The sequence below is a fragment of the Microbacterium sufflavum genome, assembly GCF_023101165.1.
GTDB lineage: Bacteria > Actinomycetota > Actinomycetes > Actinomycetales > Microbacteriaceae > Microbacterium > Microbacterium sufflavum.
Map to the genome: position 1 here is coordinate 1,303,004 of NZ_CP078076.1, position 19,147 is coordinate 1,322,150.

The 19,147-nt window shown below is 66.7% G+C and carries 11 protein-coding genes; 3 read left to right on the top strand and 8 right to left on the bottom strand.

Annotation, left to right across the window (positions count from 1 at the left end):
• Window positions 1-35 precede the first annotated feature (35 nt).
• The 7 genes from KV394_RS06505 to KV394_RS06540 form a co-directional block, all read right to left on the bottom strand.
• On the bottom strand, window positions 36-4,907 hold the full coding sequence (locus KV394_RS06505; protein WP_247982611.1) for a DEAD/DEAH box helicase: 4,872 nt from the start codon (window positions 4,905-4,907) through the stop codon (window positions 36-38).
• Between the two features lie 518 nt (window positions 4,908-5,425).
• Complete coding sequence (locus KV394_RS06515; protein ID WP_247982612.1) at window positions 5,426-8,464, bottom strand: C-terminal helicase domain-containing protein; 3,039 nt, start codon at window positions 8,462-8,464, stop codon at window positions 5,426-5,428.
• Window positions 8,461-10,233 carry a phospholipase D family protein gene (locus KV394_RS06520; RefSeq protein WP_247982613.1) on the bottom strand — a complete coding sequence of 591 codons (1,773 nt, stop codon included), beginning with the start codon at window positions 10,231-10,233 and terminating at the stop codon, window positions 8,461-8,463. Before KV394_RS06520 ends, KV394_RS06515 begins: the two co-directional genes overlap by 4 nt.
• Complete coding sequence (locus KV394_RS06525; RefSeq protein WP_247982614.1) at window positions 10,226-11,401, bottom strand: DUF6361 family protein; 1,176 nt, start codon at window positions 11,399-11,401, stop codon at window positions 10,226-10,228. Before KV394_RS06525 ends, KV394_RS06520 begins: the two co-directional genes overlap by 8 nt.
• Entirely contained in the window at window positions 11,401-11,907 is a 507-nt protein-coding gene (locus KV394_RS06530; RefSeq protein ID WP_247982615.1) for an HNH endonuclease signature motif containing protein, read from the bottom strand. Before KV394_RS06530 ends, KV394_RS06525 begins: the two co-directional genes overlap by 1 nt.
• A gap of 116 nt (window positions 11,908-12,023) precedes the next feature.
• Complete coding sequence (locus KV394_RS06535) at window positions 12,024-13,316, bottom strand: hypothetical protein (RefSeq protein ID WP_247982616.1); 1,293 nt, start codon at window positions 13,314-13,316, stop codon at window positions 12,024-12,026.
• Between the two features lie 115 nt (window positions 13,317-13,431).
• Window positions 13,432-14,928 carry a SulP family inorganic anion transporter gene (locus KV394_RS06540; protein WP_247982617.1) on the bottom strand — a complete coding sequence of 499 codons (1,497 nt, stop codon included), beginning with the start codon at window positions 14,926-14,928 and terminating at the stop codon, window positions 13,432-13,434.
• 251 nt (window positions 14,929-15,179) lie between these two features.
• Here KV394_RS06540 and KV394_RS06545 point away from each other — a divergent pair, with 251 nt between their 5' ends.
• From KV394_RS06545 to KV394_RS06555, 3 genes are all read left to right on the top strand, one after another.
• Window positions 15,180-15,746, top strand: a complete 567-nt coding sequence (locus KV394_RS06545) for a TetR/AcrR family transcriptional regulator (RefSeq protein ID WP_247982618.1) — start codon at window positions 15,180-15,182, stop codon at window positions 15,744-15,746.
• Window positions 15,747-15,844: 98 nt separating this feature from the next.
• Window positions 15,845-17,266, top strand: coding sequence for an MFS transporter (locus KV394_RS06550; RefSeq protein ID WP_247982619.1), 1,422 nt, complete (start codon window positions 15,845-15,847; stop codon window positions 17,264-17,266).
• A gap of 123 nt (window positions 17,267-17,389) precedes the next feature.
• Complete coding sequence (locus tag KV394_RS06555; RefSeq protein ID WP_247638157.1) at window positions 17,390-17,905, top strand: hypothetical protein; 516 nt, start codon at window positions 17,390-17,392, stop codon at window positions 17,903-17,905.
• Between the two features lie 9 nt (window positions 17,906-17,914).
• Here KV394_RS06555 and KV394_RS06560 read toward each other — a convergent pair whose 3' ends face one another.
• Window positions 17,915-19,147, bottom strand: coding sequence for an MFS transporter (locus KV394_RS06560; protein ID WP_247982620.1), 1,233 nt, complete (start codon window positions 19,145-19,147; stop codon window positions 17,915-17,917).

A 19,147-nucleotide genomic window follows, 5' to 3' on the forward strand; every position in this document is an offset into this window, starting at 1 on the left:
ACGGTTCTTCCTTGAGCTTCGCGACCTGGGCCGTCTCAGATGCCGAGGTCGGGCAGGGCGTCGACGATCTTCATCGTGTCGAGGCTCACCCGAGTGATGCGGCCGATGAGGTCGATGATGTATCGAGGCTGCTCGTGCTCGCGTGACCAGTCGTTGGGGTCGTTGACGATGCCGGAAGCTTTGTCGGTCTTGACCTGATAGCGCTCGATGATCCAGTCGAGCGCTGACCGGCTACCGAGCATGTAGCGCTGGGCGTCTGCAGGGATGCCGTCGAGATCGATGAACGCGTTATAGGTGATGCGGGTCTTGTTCCACGCACCGACCTTTCCGGCATACTTCATTTTTTGGACCGCGAACCGGTCGAACTCATCCTCCGGTGCGCCCAGGCGAATGGACTCGGTGAGCGGATACGGCTCTATCGTTTCGTACCCGATGTGCAGCTCCGACAGCGTCCGCCCAGCGTCGACGAACGCCTCGAACCGATCCCGACCCGGCACCATCGGGATGCGTGGCAGCTGTTTCTTCAGGTCGGCGGCGTAGCGGTCGCGGTACTCGGGTGAGTGCAGCAGCCCGTAGACATAGAAGAAGATGTCATCCTTCGTGACCTGAACACCGTACTCGTTCTGGTACTCGCCGAGTGCCCAGTCGGTGATGTTGTCGCTGCGTTCCGGCTCAGCGAGGAGCTGATTGGCGTCGGGCTGGGAGAAGGAATAGCGGGCGAATACTTGCCCGGAGTCAAGCAGATGAAGGTCGGGGATGTTGCGATTCATCAGCGCGGCGAAGTCAGGAAAGTGCGTAGCGGGGGACGTGAGGTAGATCGAGAGAGTGGCGTCGGTCCTTTCCGGAAAGTAACGCTCGATCGCTGCGGGCCGCTCGAGGATCTGAGAGTGCACGAATACGTACTGGCGATTGAATGGGCGATAGTCGGCGATCCGGATGCTCCCCGAACTGGGATCAATCGCCTGCCCCTGCAAGAGTCTATTCTTGAGGCCAACTGACCAGCTGATCTTGCGCTTGTCACTTGTGATCATACGTTCAAGCGGCTCAGCGTTATCGGAATCGACCCATGCACGTTGTTCAGCGTTGAAAACTCCAATGAATTCATCGACTCGGGCGGCAAGTTCGCGTGAATTCGCCCCGTACACCCAGGCATCCCTGCTTGTAGCGACCCCCGTGCCGAAACGTTCGAATAGTTTCTCCTCGGTCTTGTCGCGACTCCCGATGGTGGGATAGGCGTCGTAGCTCGGATCACGCTGGTTGATCCAGTCACCCTCGACATTCGGGGTGATCGTCTGCCAGTCGAGTGTGCCGATGGATGCGCCGTCGACCGTGGTGAGTTTCTCGTCGCGGGTGAGGTAGTCGCCTATGTCCTTGTAATGCAGAGTGCTGTCGGTGACCGTTCCGGGGCGCTTGATGAGCAACAGGATCGCGACGGTGTTCCGCGATCCCGAATCGAAGATCTTGCCGCCTTCTTTGCGACTCTGTTCACCAGCAGTGCGTTGGTTACCACGGAGGTTGTAGACGTAGATGTCGTGGAACTCGCGGCTGAGGGTCTTGCGAAGCCCATCCGCCGAATTCGAATCGATGTAGCCACCGTTCGAGACGTATCCGATGATGCCACCCTGGTCGGATCTCAGCACGCGGTTGGAAGCCCAGCGAATAGCTCTGACGTAGGAGTCGTATAGATTCCGCTTCAATGACGCGACCGATCGCTCCGCGTAGGTCTCTTCGATTGCGCGATCTAAGGTCGGGTATTTCAGATTAGCGTTGTTGTCGTTGCCGCTGGTCTGCCCGACCGAGTAGGGCGGGTTGCCGACGATTACGCGGATGTCGAGCGCGTTCTGTTCGACGACGCGGTCGCTATTCGAGGTAAACATGCGCTCGTCGAGCGCGTCGCCGTCTTCGGTCATCTGGAACGTGTCGGTGAGCACGATCCCACCGAACGACTCATAACCGACAGCATCCGCATCCTCGCCGCGCTCACGTGCCTGATCCTGCTGGAGGGCGTGGAAGGTCGCTTCGATGTTGATCGCGGCGATGTAGTACGCCATGAGTAGGATCTCGTTTGCGTGCAGCTCCTTCGTGTACTTGCGCAGCAGATCTGCCTGGTCGATCAGCCCGGACTGCAACAACCGCACGATGAATGTGCCGGTGCCGGTGAAGGGGTCGAGCACGTGTACACCCTCGTCGCTGATGCTCGCGCCGAAGTGCTCGCCGAGAGCATCATTGACGGCACGCAGGATGAAGTCGACGACTTCCATAGGCGTGTAGACGATGCCGAGGCTCTCCGCGACGCGCGGGAAGGCGAGCTTGAAAAACCGCTCGTAGAGCTCGGTGATGATCTTCTGTTTGCCCGCCGCGCTCGTAATGCCCTCCGCGCGTACCCTGACGGAGCGGTAGAAGTTCTCCAGTTGTGCCGTCTCGGAGTCGAGGTTGTACCCATCGAGCACGCTGAGCATGCGGTCCATCACCTGGGAAACCGGGTTGTGCTCGCTGAACGCATAGTCCTCAAACAGCGCATCAAACACCGGCTTGGTGATGAGGTGCTGCACGAGCATGTCGACGGCGTCACGGCTGGTGATGCCGTCATTGAGGTTCGCCTGCAGCGCTTCGTGGAAGCCGGCGAACTCAGTCTGCGCCTCGGACACGGTGTCGAGGATCGTCTGGATGCGAGTAACCTGCCGGTCGGCGATGTCTTTGACGTCGCCGGCCCAGTCTTCCCAGTACCGGCGGTCGCCGACCTTCTTCACCATCCGGGCAAAGATTGCGTCTTGCCACTCGGCGGCGTTCGCCATTGAGAACAGGGCTGCGCTCGCGTCAGCATCCGACGATGCCGTGCCGGGGTCGCGGTCGTTGCCGGCTCCGCCGATGCCGATGACATCGATCCGGTTATTGGCTTTCTTGTCGAGGTCGATCTTGTTGATCATCGCCTCGAAGCGGTCATCGTGCGCACGCAGGGCCTGAAGCACGTCCCAGACGACCTTGTACTTCTTATTGTCGTTCAGTGCCGTCCCGGGGTCCTGCGATGCAGGCACCGCGATCGGCAGGATGATGTACCCATACTCTTTGCCCTCAGCGCGGCGCATCACCCGACCAACAGCCTGGACGACGTCGACTTGCGAGTTGCGGGGGTTAAGGAAGAGCACGGCGTCGAGACTGGGAACGTCCACGCCCTCGGTGAGGCACTTCGCGTTCGTGAGAATGCGGCATTCATTCGCCGCCTCTCCCGCTTGCAACCAATCCAACCTGGCCGAGCGTTCTAGTACGTTGAACGTGCCGTCGACGTGTTTGGCCTGCAGCTCGAGAGCGGAGTCGCCATTGCGGGCGTTCATGAGCAGTTCGCGTCCGATGACGTTCATCTGATTCGCGATTGCCTTGGACTCGTTGATGTTCCGCGCGAACGCGACCGCGCGCTGCATAGGCGCGTCATCCGTGATCGAAAGGCGCTCGCCATTCACGCCGCGCTTTGAGAGACCGTTCCAGCATCCGACGATGCGGGCGACGTCATCGAGGTTCATGTCGCCCTCGCGTGCGAGGAGGTCTTGGAAGCTAGTCGCGACAGATTCTTCATCGACGGCGAGGATGAGCACCTTGTAGTCAGAGAGGTGTCCCATCTCGACGGCGCGCCCGAAACCGAGGTGATGGAATTCCGGGCCGAAGGTGTGTTCGTCATCCATCGAGTAGGTGACGACGCCGTCCTTCGCGGCCTTCGCCTTCGAGTCCTCGACGTACACGCGCGGGGTGGCCGTCATATACAGCCGCTTCTTCGCCGCGAGGAACTCGGTGTTATGCACGCGGACGAACGCGCTGTCGTCACTACCGGGCTGAGAGATGCCGGTCGTGCGATGCGCCTCGTCACAGATCACCAGGTCGAACTCTGGAAGGCCTAGCTGGTGTGCCTGGTGGATCACATCGATCGACTGGTAAGTGGAGAACACGACCGAGATAGCTTCTTCACCTGTGGAGATCTGGAAGCGGTGGAGCAGCTTCGCCGGATCGGTCGTCGCGGGGAATCCAAGATCGTGGGCGGAGACGTCCTCGTTCTCTTTGCGCCCCACCGAGGAATCCGAACACACAGCGAACGGCCGGATCGGGACATCCGCCTGCGCAGTCCATTCGTTCAGCGTTTGCTGCAGCAGCGCGATCGACGGCACGAGGAACAGCACCGAGCCACCAACGGGGACATGCTCCTCCACGAGCTTCAGCGACGTGAACGTTTTTCCCGTGCCGCAAGCCATAATCAGCTTGCCGCGATCGTGCGTCGCGAACCCGGCGATCACATCGTCGATCGCCTCGCGCTGGTACTTGCGTGGAGCCTTACCCGGACCCTTATACAGAACCTCAGGAGTGCGCGGGTCGAACAGCGACCAGTCAATGCGGGAATCAGCGAGATTGTTCAGATCGACCCGCTGCACAGGTTTCGACTGATCGTTCAGCGCCGCCTCAGCATGCTTGGACCAATTCCGAGCCGTTGTGACGATCATCCCGCTAGCGAACGGAGCCTTGCCCAGCTCGGTAAAGAACGAATCGATCTCCTGCTTCGGCAGGGACCGAGCGGGATCATAGAACTTTGCCTGAATGGCGGTGAACTCACCGGTGTACCGATCCTGCGCGACCAGATCGATGCCTGTGTCAGGTCGGCCAGCACGCCCCGGCCACTCCTGCCACATCCACACATCGGAGAACAGGTCCACGTACTTTGGCTCTGTCTGCAGGTAGCTCTTGAGGAACCGCTCGAACTTTGAGCCCTTGTCTCGCTCATTCGTCGCCGAACGATACATGTCATCCAACAGGTCCCAGAGGGTGACCTGCGGGTTCGTCGGCCTCAGCGAGCGCCGGAGCAGTCCCGACGTCTCCTCGCTGTCGGGCGTCGTTGCATCCGGCGTCGATGTAAAAGAGACAGACATATGCCTATGCTCTCGCATACTCGACTCCGCATGTTGAGACGGATCGACGCGTGTCCGCTCTTGATGCGTCGTCGCGAGCTATGAGTTTTGAGACCCGCCGAGCGCATCGTTCGGTTCTCTATTCGAATCCGCCCGTAAACCGCCCGTGCATCGTTCTGCTCGAGTCGTTCGCCCGACACGTGTGAGTCCGACCGGTCGATCACCACGCGCTCCGGATTCTCCGTGTAGAAGAACAGCGTCGTGAGGTCGTTGCTCGATGCAAAAAACAGCTCGCCGTCCACGACGTAGGTCACGGTATCGCCGGAGACGGACCGGGGTACCGAGACGAAGTTCGCCGCCCACCGCACGAACAGCACCGATGCCACCAGCACCGCATCGACGACGCCGACCGCGGGTTGTGCGTCAGCAAGACAAGAACGACCGTCGCCAACATCACGATGGTCCCGCTTTTCGGCATCCGCTTCAGCTTGGACAGCTTCACGCTGTGCCAATCGAACGCACCGAGTCCGTCGTCAGCGTCACCCCCGCCCCGGTGGCCGAAGGTCGAGCGCCCCCACCGTAAGGTCCCGGTCCACGCCACCCTGCTGCATCAGCCGCAGCATGTCCTCCTGTCGGGGTTGCCCGAGGGTGAGGCGGTACAGGGTCAAGGCGTCGAGCAGCCGTTCGTACTTGTCGTGGTCGCGGCTCAACGTGAACGAGGCGATCCGCCGGTGGATGCGGGCGTCTCCCTCGTAGACCCACCACGGCGCGAACTGGCCGAGCCGTTCAGTGTCGGGTGACGCGAGCGCGGCAGTGAACGCGGCGTCCCACGCCCCGTCCGTCGAGGACAGCACGTCCGCCCAGTGCGCGGCGGCGACGTTCTTGCGCACGGCGTGGCCCATGAACCGGTGCACCCGACCCTCGCGCTGCTCGAAGTCGACCGGGTTCGACGGCAGGTTCCAGTGCACGACGGCATGGCTCCACCAGTGGAAGTCGATCCCCTCCTGACCGATGCTCGTCGACGCCAGCACGAACGGGGCGAAGGGGCTGTTGAACGCCGCGCGCACTTCGCTCTGACGTGCCGCGACCTTCTCGTCGGCGTCCGTGCCCGTGCCGCCGTACCGCACCGCGAACCTCGTCGGGAACGGGATCTGTGCACGCTCGGCAGTCGCCTCGTGCCCGCGCAGCGTTGCCGCATTCGTCCGCACCGCCGACGCCGCACTCGTCGCGACCTTCCACAGCCCCTCGTCGTCGAGCAGCCCGCCACCGAGGTCGCTGCGCAACTGGTGCACGTACTCGTCGATGACCGCCTGCAGGTTCCCGTCCGCGCAGTAGTCCAGCACGGCGCTCCAGTAGTGCGCACCCGGGGCGCCGACCGTGTCGAGGAGGGCCGCGGCATCCGGCCGGGCGAACAGCGAACGCAGACCGAGCGACAGCACCCACGCCGCATGCCACACACCCGCCTCCGTCGCGTCCTCCGACGCCGCGCCCCGCAACGCCCGATACGCGATCGACCCCGGGGCGTGCGCGCCGAAACGGGCCAGGTCGCGGTGCGCGCTGGGGCTCTGATCCATCGCGTCGACCGCTGCCCGCACATAGTCCGCGAAACGGCCGGACCGCGCGTCGAGCACCCGCAGCACCGACAGGGCGTTCACGCCTGCCGGCACGGCACCGGCTGTCGCGAAGAAAGCATGCGACGGCTCGGCAGCGTCATCCTCGGCGGCCGCGCTCGCCGTGAACGCCTCCGCATCGACGAGCCTGCCGGCCGCACGCGCCGCCCGCAGCGGATCCCACGACTCGGCCAGAGTCGGATGCGGCCAGAACAACGCCAGCGAGTTCATCTGCGACGGCCGCCCCGCCTCGCTCATCGCCCACGTCAACCGACTGCTCGACGAATCCGTCGACCGGTCGGACCCCGCATACGCGCGGCGAGCGGCCTCGTGACTGAGCAGGCCGGCGACCGCGGTCGGCACCCCGTTCCACGCCGAGAACACGACGTGCTTCGTGACATCCCCCACGCTCGAGAACACGGGGCCCGGCCGCAGATACGGCATCGACGGCGGCATCCAGAGCAGCTTCCACCAGCCGCGCCCGACCGTGTCAGCGGCCAGCGCGCGCAAGAGACCGTTGCCGAGATCGAGCTCCACCCGCGCACTCACGTCGTCCCGCGTCAGCCCTCTGGTCGCCGCCAGCAGTTCGCGGACCGTGACATCGTCCCGGTCGAGCGCGTCCCGAACACTGCTCCCCGACTTGTACGTGTCCATGAACGAGGCGAAGTACGGGATCGACTTCCACTGCTCCAGATCCACCCGCGCCCCGATGTGGGTGCCGAGCCGATGCAGTGCCGACCAGTCGGAGATCTCCGCCGCGGTCGGCACCGCGCCGTCGAGCGGGCGGTCGACCACCATGTCCTGGTTGCGCGCCAGCGGAGGCCGCTCCGACCGCGACAGATACGGAAGCAGCACCTCCCGCACCCGGTGCGCGGATGCTTCGGCATCGCCGTCGGTGATCATGGCGAACCGGTGCGCGTCGAGCGCCTCCTTGACTGATCTGACACGCGCGTCGTCCTCGTCGGTCAGGAACTCGATGAGCCTGAGGAAATCGGCATGGTGGTTCTCGCCGACCTCGGCCTGTGTCGTATAGGGCTTGAACGGCGTCGCCGAGAGGAGCAGGACCTTGGCGCCATCGGCGTTGAACAGGTCATGGGCGAGCTCACCGCCCTCGGTCGTCGGATCGAGGAGCGGGCGGAAGCGCTGGAACTCGTCGAGGATGATGAGGTCGGGCTCGAGGGCGTCCACCCCCGCCCGCGCCAGATGCCGACGCAGCTTCGCGACGAGCTCCATCACCTCGTGCCACAGTCGACCACGGGTCGGGCGTTCGCCCAGGGTCCGGGTCTCCTCGCGGAGCTCGAGGAACCGCGCCCACAGGCCGTCCCCGATGATCGCCTCCTGGTAGCGCCCGGCGATCTCGGGATCGGCGCCGTCCTCGCCCAGACGGTCTCGCGTCCACTGCACCCGCGCCCCGAAGTTCCTCGCCGACTGCACCGCCCCCTGGAAGAGCCAGCGCGTCGGCTCGTCCTCGTCCACCCCGAGCGCATCCTCCGCCAGCACGCACAGCAGTGCCCGCTCGTCGCCGTTGCCCGACCGCCAGCCGCCCTCCTTGAACGAGGTGCCCGGGGTGAACGAAACGAGGTTCACCTTCTTGCGGCTCGTGTCGTCGGCGGCTGCGAGCTTGCGGCTCTCCCGCGCCAACAGCGTGAGCCGTGTCGCCATCGCGAGGTGCTTGTCGCCGGTGACGTTCAGACGCTGCAGGTTCTGGTTGGCGAGGTCGGCGTTGCTGCAGATGTACACGATGTCGATGCGCTTCACCGCATCGACCTCGTTCAACTCCTGGATGGCCCTGGCGATGATCCCCCGCGCGATCACGCTCTTGCCCAACCCGGTCTCGTCCGCGACGAGGAACCGCCCGCTGCCGTCGACACGCCCTGACCCGTAGAAGCGGTCGATCACATGCTCCACCGCGTCCTGCTGGAAGCCCTTGAGCCCGCGCATCACCGCCTCGACGTCGAGACCCGTCATCGCTCCACACCCGCTGCTTCCATCACTGCAGCCCACACCTCGGCGAACCCCGGCGGCAGGGCGCTGCCGCGCGCATCCTCCGGCACATGCCGCAGCACCCGCTCCACGTCCACGAGCCCCGACCGATTCGTGGCCGACGCGCGCACGAGAAGCTCCAGCAGTCCGGCACCGCTCTCCGCGACCCCCGCGCCGAACGCCGAAGAGAACGCGCCACCGCCGCCGATCCCGATCGATGTGAGGCTGCCGTCCTGCAGCATGAGCCGGATGAAACGCGCCACTGCCGTCGGCTCGGTGAGGTGAGCGGCGACGATCGCGTCGCCCCGACCAGGCACGTCGTCGAGTAGGTCGGCGACCACCAGGGTCTCGCGCCGGCGGCCGTCACCATCCGTGAGGGCGATCACCACGAACGGAGTGATCTGCTCCAGACGGAGACCCGGGGACTCGTAGGGGTCGTCGGCGGTCGGCAGCGGTCCGGGGATCGGCTCCGGCTGCGACAGCATCCGCCAGCTCAGCGTGTACCGGTCGTCCGCTGTCGGCGCAGCCTCCGCCCACGCGGTGACCGTGTACTCGCCCTCCGCGTTCACTCGAAGCACGAGGCGGGCGCGGGCGACCTCCCTCAGTGCATTCTCCAGCCGACGGTCGGCCTCCTCCTCCTGGCTGCTCTCGGCGCCGCCCGTTGTCGCGTATTCCTCGATCAGCGGAGCGAGCGACCCGAGCACTGCTTCCACCCCGACGTGTGACTTCGGCCCCTCGGCCTCGACCATCACCTCGACGTTGTTCGACCAGGCCGGCCCGGTGGCATTCGCCGACCCGACGAGCACCGTCGACTGCTTGTGGGCGTGGTCGTGCACCACCACCTTCGCGTGCAGCCCGCGCAGTTCTCCGGCAGAGATCGCCGACGTCTCGGCGTCGGCGAGCGCCTGATCCACCATCTCGTCGAGCACGCGCAGCGAGAGCCCCTGCAGCGTCGCGGGGTGCAGCCGGTCCAGCGCCTCGGGACGGCTGAGCAGAGTCGTCTCGCCGCCTGGCCGGGCCCGAAGGATCCGGACGCCCTCATCGGTGACGAACGGAGAGACGATGGCGGTGCGGATGCCGCTGAGACGCGGCCCCGCGTCGCTCGACGGCAGCCCGATCCCGAAGGCGTGCACCCGAAGCGCCCGCACGTGGTCCGGGTGCTCCCAGCGGATGCCGGTCCACGCCTCGGCCAGCCGTGCGATGCGGGCCGCACGCTCGGGTGCGAGCGCCGGTGCTGTACGACCGTCGTCGATCAGCCAGCGCAGTACGGCGGCCATCGCGTGGTTCGAGCGGACGGCCTCCGCATCGAGGTCCTCGTCGGGCACGCCGTCGAGGGAGACGACGGCATCCCAGGTGCGGTCGTTCGTGAGGTTCCGGCTGCTGCAGATGAAGCGGTAGCGGCGCTCCCCGTCCCGCTCGAACTCCAGGAACCAGACCTTCGGGTGGAACAGGCGGCTCCCCGGCATCCGCACCGGGTGCACCATCGGCTCGAGCACGGTGACGAGCTCGCTCGCCGTGCCCAGTCCCAGGCATCCGGCCTGCGCGAACAGGTCGATGCGTTGCGTGGCCCGCCGAACGGCCCCGAGGATGCCGACCTCGTCGTCGACCTCCACCGCACCCGCGAACGCCAGGGGGACCGACAGTGCCGCTTCGAGGGTCATCGTGAAGCTCGTGCCCACCGCGTGCGACAGGTGGAATCCGGCCGGAGGACGCAGCAGCTCGGACAGCAGCGAGCGCGAGTCGGGTTCAAGCACGGGCCAGCCCCTCATGGATGTCGCGGGTGAACTGTCGGACGGTCGCCCAACGGAACGTCAGCAGCGCAGTGCCTGACGCCCCCTTCCACGTCTCGAGCCGTCGCGGGTTGCCGAGCCGCGTCTTCGCGCCCTTGATCTTCTCCCGCTCCCGGATCATCGCTCGTGCTTCCGGCAGATCGGCGAGCGAGTTCGGATCGCTGCGCTGCACGAGCGTCGTCCAGTTCTGCACGAACCGCTGCGCGGCAGGTGCGACCGGGAGCCGACTGCCTCGTTCTTCGCGGAGAACGCCGAGCAGGTCGTCGAGACGCCACTCGTCGTAGCCTGCCGCGAGCTCCGCAGGCCACCGGGCGAGGCGATCACGGTAGTCGTCGTGGAGCTCTGCACGGTCCGCTTCCTCGGCGAGGAGCAGGTTGTAGAGCAGCTGCGCGCCGTGGAGGATCGTCGCGAAGTGCTGCGCGTGGTGCAGCACCGTCGCCGCGCGTTGCGGTGCACGGGTGGCAGCCGCATCGTGCCACGGGGCCGTGCTGTCGTCGTCCGGTCGATGCTGCACCAGGTGCGCCAGCATCGTCCCGGGGGCGTGTTCGAGCACGCGATCCCGTAGCCAGCTGGCCTCCTCCGCGGTGAGTGCGAAGCCGTCTGCCACCTCGTCGGGGAAGTCCTTCGGAATCGGCGGGGCCGACCACAGGGAGCTCGTCGTCGTCAGACCGTCGTCGTCGACGTGCACGTGCGGGGTCGACGCCTCGAACGCCTCCGCACGGCTCGCCGGTCGGGTGAGGATGCCGTACCGCTGCAGCATCGACCAGTACACCGACGACGGCAGGTTCCGCAGGTCGCGGCCTGCCCGTTCGCCGAGCAGCCCATCCGCATCGCGCGACGACCGTAGGGCGTCGATGAGATCCAGCTCGGTCGCATCGGGTTGGCGTGTGCCGCCCTTCACCCGCGACCTCGACTGGGCGGCGTGCTGGAAGCACCACGGCACGAACAGCAGGTAGCGCGCGCGGGTGTGCAGGGTCGACGTGCCGGGGAACAGCGCGTCGCCGATGCCGTCCCGGAGCTGCCCGATGCCCAGCTCGTCCCGGCTGTCACGCTGCGTGAACATCGCCGCGAGTTCCCGCATCCGTCGCTGCTCGTCCGCCGATACGTCGAGCCAGGTGATCACGGATGCCATCAGGTCGCCGTCTGTCTCTTGGCCTCATGGGCTTCCCGCACGCGGGTTCTGATCTCCTGCGCGTCCTGATCGGCCACGCGCATCAGCTCCAGCAGGTGCGTGTGGTGCGCCCAGTGCCGCTGCCAAAGGTCGGGGCCGACGGCCGCTTCGAAGTCGACTCGGGTCGGGGATGCTTGGCGCTCGTATTCCTGTAAGCGAGCGATGCGATCTTCAATGTCGGCGACACCGCGAGATCTCGGAGAGAGCGGGGCCGAGCTGCGCATCCAGGTCAGCCAGTCCTTATTGCCTTTGCTCTGGTTGCACTTGCCGCAGGCGGGTACGAGATTGTGTATCTCGGAGATGTATCCCGTCGGCCGCTGGTTGCTCACCAGAGGACGAAGATGGTCCCATTCCGTGCTCGTGTCGCCGCAGTAGCTGCAGCTCACACGATCGAGCATGCCGAGAATCTCGAGGGCTGCGCGAACCTCTGCTTCGGTTGGCACGACCACCGGGATGATGCCGTTCACGAACGAGTTCGTGATGCTCGAACTCCGACCCGTGATCCGCACGGGCTTCGGCATCGCGAACGTGCTGAGGAAGGTCTTTGAGATTAATTCTCCAGTCCCGTGCCCCGCCTGGTCACTCACTCGCCCGCCGTGTCTTTCGGTGAATGCCGACGAAAAGTGCGTCCAGCAAGGTCTGCGAAGGACCCAGCGATCTCCTTTGCCTTGTCCACGCTTTCGGCGCCGACCCGCCCGGCGACCTGGATGCTCTCCGCGCCAATGCGCCACGCGGCGTCCAATCCATCCGCGCCGGCCTTGAGTAGGTCGTCGCGAGTGTCCGTGGCCGCTGACGACCAGCGTCGCGACTCTCGCACCTCCGCTGACGCCTCGATCCCGAGTCGCTCGTGGAAGGTGCCGACAGAGTCGCTCACCTTGTTTCTGGAGCGCACGATGGCCGGAGACTCGATCGGGTTGAACAGGACTTTCGAGTTCGCCAGAGTTGCGGCCTCGTCGACCCGGTCGAGCAGCTGTCGCGTGGTCCGAGTGATCAGTTCCGCACGGTTCATGCGAGCTCTCTGCAGGCCAACTCGGTGTTGCTCCAGTTCCTCGGGGGATGTCTGGAGGACCCGGTCGAGTTCGATCACCCCCATCGCCTCCTGCAAATAGAAGCACTGTGCGAGGACGGCGAGCCATTCCTGTACCTCGCCGTCGATCTTTTTGGACGAGTCAGCGAGTTCGTTGACAGACTTGCTTTGGAGCTTCCCCGCTAACGCCTCGATCTGCCTTAAGGCGTATGCCTGCGTGCGGGCGATCGTCATCGAGGACGCTTGCACTTTCGACCAGGTCACCTCGGAGATGCCGCCGACCTCCTTGCGGATCGTGAGTGCCTCTTCGAGCATCATGTCCACGCCGATGATGTCCGCAAGCACGGCGTCCTTCTGCGCGCGCAGTACGTCATCGACCTTCTGATCGATTGCGGCGAGGTAGTCAGTGATCTCGTCCATGGTCTGTTGCATCGCAACCTGTGCCATGATTCCGGCGACACCAGCGAGCATCGCAGGGTTTGTGAGGATCGACCCTGGTGTCTTGAGGAACTGCAGGTTCTTCGCGAACTGACCATTAGGTGCCCGAAGAGTTGCATGCAGCTGTTTGCTCGTCGAGTTTGTGACCTTGGGAAGGGCCTGCGCGGCGGCCCACGACTCTTCTGTCAGCTTCATCCAGCGCCCCGAGTTCGCCGCTATTTCGGAGCCGGCCTTCATGACAGCCGCCCCGGCTCCGAATGCGGTCTTGAGCTTGGACAGATCCAGCTCGCGAGACCGTAATTTGTTGGCCTCAATAAACTCCTCGACAAGTTCGCGCCGGCCGATCAGGGAGATTCCATCCCCATCGATGACCAACTCAATCTCGGACAGGTCCCCGTCGTCCATCCTCATGCCCCGTTCGTCGTCGGCCCGCTGATGGACCACTCACGATGATGGCCTAAACCGGGGACGTACGTATGCAGCCACAGCTGCTTGACGTTAGCAGCGCTCCGTCACCCGGGGGCCTCTACTCGAACCCGCCCGTCAACCGCCCGTGCATCGTCCCGCTCGAGTCGTTCATCCCGACGATCTCCACCGTCTTCCCCAGCGCCGCGTACTTCGTCTCGATCGCGTCCAACGCGGCGACGGTCGACGCATCCCACACGTGTGACCCCGACAGATCAACAACAACGCGAGATGGGTCGTCCGTGTAGGAGAACAGCGTCGTGAGGTCGTTGCTCGACGCGAAGAACAACTCCCCCTGCACGACATACGTCACCATGTCGCCCGCAACCGAACGCGTCACCGTCACGAAGTGCGCCACCCGCCGGACGAACAGCACGGACGCGACCAGCACGCCGCCCACAACGCCCACCGCCAGGTTGTGGGTGATCAGCACGAGCACGACCGTGGCGAGCATCACGAAGGTCTCGCTCTTCGGCATCCGCTTCAGCGTCGACGGCTTGATCGAGTGCCAGTCGAACGCGCCGATCGCCACCATCACCATCACGGCCACGAGTGCCGCCATCGGAATGGTTCCGACGAAGTCGCCGAACACCACCACCAGCAGGAACAGGAACACCCCGGCGCAGAACGTGGAGATGCGGGTCCGCGCACCCGAGGCCTTCACATTGATCATGGTCTGACCGATCACGGCGCAGCCGCCCATGCCGCCGAAGATCCCCGACAACACGTTCGCGACGCCCTGCGCCCACGACTCGCGCGTCTTGTTCGAGTGGGTGTCGGTGATCTCGTCGACGAGCTTCGCGGTGAGCAGCGACTCCATCAGCCCGACCAGCGCCACCCCGAGGGCGAACGGCGCGATGATCGTGAACGTCTCCCACGTGAGCGGCACGTTCGGGATGAAGAGCTCCGGCAGGCTGCGCGGCAGTTCGCCCTGATCGCCGACCGTGGGCACCGTGATGCCGAACGCGAGCACCACCCCGGTCACGATGATCACCGATACGAGCGGCGCCGGCACGACCTTCGTGAGCTTCGGCATGACCAGCATCACGACGATCCCGAGCGCCACGAGCGGATACACGAGCCATGGCACGTCGATCAGCTGGGGGAACTGCGAGCTGAACACGAAGATCGCCAGCGCGTTCACGAACCCGACCATGACGCTGCGGGGGATGAACCGCATGAGCTTCGCGACCCCGAGCACCCCCAACACGACCTGGAAGATCCCGGCGAGGATGACCGTCGCGATGAAGTAGTCCAGCCCGTACGTCGGCGCGACCGGCGCGATCACGAGCGCCACGGCCCCGGTCGCCGCGGTCACCATCGCCGGGCGCCCGCCGAGGAACGCGATCGACACCGCCATGATGAACGACGAGAACAGTCCCACCTTCGGGTCCACCCCCGCGATCACCGAGAACGCGATCGCCTCCGGGATCAGCGCCAGCCCCACGACGAGCCCGGCGAGCACCTCGCGCGTCAGCATCCGCGGGTTCTTCAGCGCCGTGAGCACCGACGGGTGGTCGCGATAGCGGGCGCGGTCGATGGCCGTCGTTGCAGACAATGGGGGCTCCAGGGGGAAGGTGCCTCAGAGGAAGAGGCAGACGATCCAGCCTATGCGGACACACCGACCCGGAAGTCCCATCGCCCTGCCGCCACAGCCCCGCGAACCCACGGCGCTTCTGCCCAGGACCTCCCGCCGCTGCAGTCCGCGCAATCACCGCGACCTCTTGCACCGTCCTCCCTGCCCCCACAGCCCCGCGCAACCACCACACCTCTTGCCCCGCCCGCAAGAGTGAGTGTACAGTCACTCTCATGCCCGCCACCCGAAGCTCCGCCCTCTCCACGGCCGACGCACGCCGTCCGCTCGTGGCTGCTGCGGCTCTGCGTGCGTTCGCGCGCCGGGGCTTCCACGGCACGACCGTGGCCGATGTCGCGGGCGAGGCGAAGATCTCCCCGGCCTACGTGTTCAAGCTGTACTCCGGCAAGGAGGCGCTCTTCGTCGCTGCACTCGACGCGTGCTTCGACGCGATCCTGGTCGCCCTCGAGGAGGGTGCCGACGCCGCGCAGGACCAGAAGCCCGCGACCGTGCTCGAAGCGATGGGCGACGCCTACGCGCACCTCATCTCCGACCGCACGCTCCTCATGCTCCAGGTGCACGCGCAGTCCGTGGCCGACATCGAGGTGGTCGGTGAGGCGCTGCGCGCGGGCCTGGGGCGCATCACCACCTACGTCCAGTCCCGCTCCGGCGGCAGCGACGAGGGCGTGCAGCGCTTCATCGCCTACGGGCAGCTCTGCCACCTCATCGTCACCACGCAGCTCGACGGCCGACCCGAGGACTGGGTCTCCCTCCTGACCGCGGGCATCACCCACCCCGAGTGAGCCGCCCGCGGTCGCACCCTTTCGCGTGCCCGCAAGAGTGAGTGAGTAATCACTCTCCCCTCATCCACACCGACCGACACGACAGAGAAGAGAGAACCATGACCACCCTCACTCCGCTCACCTCCGCCGCAGCCCCTCTGCGCAGCACCCGCCGTTGGCTCTCCCTGAGCGTGCTCGCGCTCGCGCAGTTCCTCGTGGTGCTCGACGCCTCCATCGTCAACATCGCCCTTCCGGTGCTCGGGCAGCAGCTCGGCATGGATACGGCCGCGCTCGCATGGGTCATCACCGCCTACGTGCTCGCGTTCGGCGGCCTCCTGCTCCTCGGCGGGCGGCTCGCCGACCGCTACGGCCACCGCCGCGTGTTCCTGCTCGGCGCCGCGGGCTTCGTCGTCGCCTCGGCCCTCGCGGGACTCTCGGTCGTGCCCGAGATGCTCCTCGCCGCGCGCGCCCTCCAGGGGGCATCCGCCGCGCTGCTCGCCCCCGCGGCCCTTGCCCTGCTCACGCACCTCTTCCCCGACGACGCCGAACGCACCAGAGCCCTCGGCGTCTGGGGTGCCGTCGCGGGCATCGGCTCCGCGGCCGGCGTACTCCTCGGCGGCGTGCTCACCGCGACCCTCGGGTGGCAGTCGGTGTTCTTCGTGAACGTCCCGGTCGGGGCGGTCGTGCTCATCGCGGTCCCGCTCCTCATCACCCGCGACACGGTCCGCGCCTCCGGTCGCCTCGACGCGGCCGGTGCGATCAGCGTGACCGCGGCACTCGTCGCCCTCGTCGGCGCGTTCAGCGCCGTCGAGCAACTCGGCTTCGTCCACCCTCTGCCCCTCGGGCTCTTCGCCGTCGCGCTCGTGCTCGGCGCCGTGTTCCTCCTGATCGAGCGTCGCGCGCCGGAGCCGCTCCTCCCGCTGGCGGTGTTCCGCAACCGCGACCTCGCCCTCGGCAACGTCGTGATGCTGCTCGGCGGCGCCGCCATGGTCGCGCTGTTCTTCGCGCTCTCCGTGTTCATGCAGGCCGTGCTCGGGTACGACGCGCTCGCGACCGGCCTCACCCAGCTGCCGCTCGCCGGTGCCCTGGTCGTCGTGGCGGGCGTCGTCCCGGCGCTGATCGGTCGCGCCGGCGCTCGACGCGTGCTGGCCGCCTCGCTCCTCGTGCTCGCCGGTGGGCTCGTGTGGCTCGCGCTCGCTCCGTCCGATGCGGTCTTCCTCGTCCACCTGCTCGGCCCGACGCTGCTGATCGGCATCGGACTCGGGGGCGCGTTCGTCGCCACGACCCAGCTCGCGGTCGACGGGGTCGACGGGGGAGAGGCGGGACTGGCGGGCGGACTCATCAACACCAGCCAGCAGATCGGAGGAGCGGTCGGCCTCGCGGTCCTCGGAACGATCGCGGGACTGCGCACCTCGGCGCTCGATGCCGCCGGTGTCCCTGCCGCCGAGGCGATGACGGGCGGCTTCTCCTGGCTCTTCCTCGGTGCCGCCGCGCTCGCCGTGGTCGGCGCGGGAACCGTCGCGGTGTGGCGCCGCCGCTGAGGTGCGGCAGTCGGCCCCGCGCGTCGCCTCCGGGCGCGCGGGGCCGCTGCGTGCGCACCTGCACCCTTCCTCTCCGCCGCCACCTCCGCCATGATGAAGGGGACCGACCGCGAAGGAGACCCCGTGTCGCTCACGCCGCCACCGTCGCAGCACATCGAGACCGCCGCCTCTGCACTCCCGGGCGCCGTGGTGATCGCGGGCATTCGACGAACTCTGATCTGGATGGTGGTCGCGGGCGTCGTCTACTCCGCCTTTATGACGGGCAGCAAGAGCTACTGCCCGGGCGGTTACGACGGCAGCGGCGGCTTCGTCGATTCCGAGGGTCGGTCGGTCGACCAGGCCCCCGTCTGCGTCTCGATGGCGCTTCAGTCCAACGTGCTGGTCTACGTCGCCCTCGCAGCGATCTTCCTGATCGCGCTCGGTCGCGTGACGAAGGCTGCCGACGAGCGTGCGGCACTGCGGACGCTGGAGCGCGCGATGTACGGAGCCGGCGTGCTCGTCGTGATCGCCGTCGTGGTGTCGCAGGTGTGGTTCCAGTCGATCGATCTCGAGCAGTTCACCTCGGGGTCCTGGTCCGTCGTGAGCCCCTTCCCGCTCGGGATCATCGACGTGTCGACCACCCCGATGACGACCCCCTGACCCCCGGAGCTACCGCCCCGCCCGCACCCGCAGGGTGAACGCCACCGCGGCGAGCCCGATCACCACCACCCCGTACCCGACGCACACCGCCTCCAGCCCGACCACGCCGACGAGTGACCCGGCGACCACGGCGGGCACGCCGAACGCGAGGTAGGCGAGCACGTACAGCACCGCGAAGGTGTCGGCGCGTTCGGTCGGGGGAATGCGCGGTGCGAGCGACGCGACCACACCGGAGAACGCCGTGCCGAAGCCCATGCCCGTGACCGCGGCCGCGCCCAGGTAGAAGGGGAGGGAGCCGACCCCGAGCGCGAGGAGCGACAGCAGCGTGCCGAGGCCGAGCGCCGCGGTGCCGAACAGCACGCTCGTGTGCGCCGAGCGCCCGCGCATCGCGAACGCCGTGACCGCCCCGACCCCGGCGAGCAGCACCACGCCGAGGCCCTGCCACAGGTGCGCGACGCCGCCGAGCTCACGCGCCACGATGTTCGCGCCGAGCGACAGGAACAGCCCGCCCGTGGCCCACCCCGCCACGACGGCCGGGGCTCCGCGCCAGAAGTCGCCCCGGATCGCGGCGGGGATCGACAGGCGGAAGCTCAGCGACGCCCACGCGCCCGGCCGCCGCGGAGCCGTCTCCGGCACGACGAGGAACAGCGCTGCGAGCAGCACGTACACCGTGGTGAGCGGGGCGAACACGTCGAGCAGCGCCTCCCGGGTGAGGTCGAGCATGACCGCCGACACGAGCGCGCCGAGCGCGAGTCCGATGCCGGGGCTCAGCGCGTTCCACAGCGCGGCCGTCTTCGCTCGACCCCCGGGGGCGAAGTCGAGCACCGTCGCCGACAGCGCCGAGATCAGTGCCCCGCTCGCGACGCCCTGGAGAATCCGCGCCACGAACAGCACCCACACGGCGTCGGCGTGCCAGAACAGGAACATGCTCCCCGCGAGCAGCAGGAACCCCACGACCGCGACCGGTCGCCGCCCCACGTGGTCCGACAGCGACCCGGCGGTGAGGAGCGTCAGGAGCAGTGCGACCGCGTACACCGCGAACACCGCGCTGATCACGACCGGCGCGAACCCGATGTCGTGCGCGAGCACGGGGTAGAACGGCGAGGGTGCGCTCGCTCCCGCCATCATCAGGATCTGCGCGACCACGACGAGCACGAACCCGAGCCGGGTGCGCGTCGCGGTCGGGCGGGGGTGCCGGGGCGCGGCGGGCGGGGCGGTGACGATGGGCTCGGTGGTGGTCAT

Coding starts and splice junctions, on each gene's coding strand:
- KV394_RS06505 (WP_247982611.1), bottom strand. CDS start 4,907: ATGTCTGTCTCTTTTACATCGACGCCGGATGCAACGACGCCCGACAGC.
- KV394_RS06515 (WP_247982612.1), bottom strand. CDS start 8,464: ATGACGGGTCTCGACGTCGAGGCGGTGATGCGCGGGCTCAAGGGCTTC.
- KV394_RS06525 (WP_247982614.1), bottom strand. CDS start 11,401: ATGGCATCCGTGATCACCTGGCTCGACGTATCGGCGGACGAGCAGCGA.
- KV394_RS06535 (WP_247982616.1), bottom strand. CDS start 13,316: ATGAGGATGGACGACGGGGACCTGTCCGAGATTGAGTTGGTCATCGAT.
- KV394_RS06545 (WP_247982618.1), top strand. CDS start 15,180: ATGCCCGCCACCCGAAGCTCCGCCCTCTCCACGGCCGACGCACGCCGT.
- KV394_RS06550 (WP_247982619.1), top strand. CDS start 15,845: ATGACCACCCTCACTCCGCTCACCTCCGCCGCAGCCCCTCTGCGCAGC.
- KV394_RS06560 (WP_247982620.1), bottom strand. CDS start 19,147: ATGACCACCACCGAGCCCATCGTCACCGCCCCGCCCGCCGCGCCCCGG.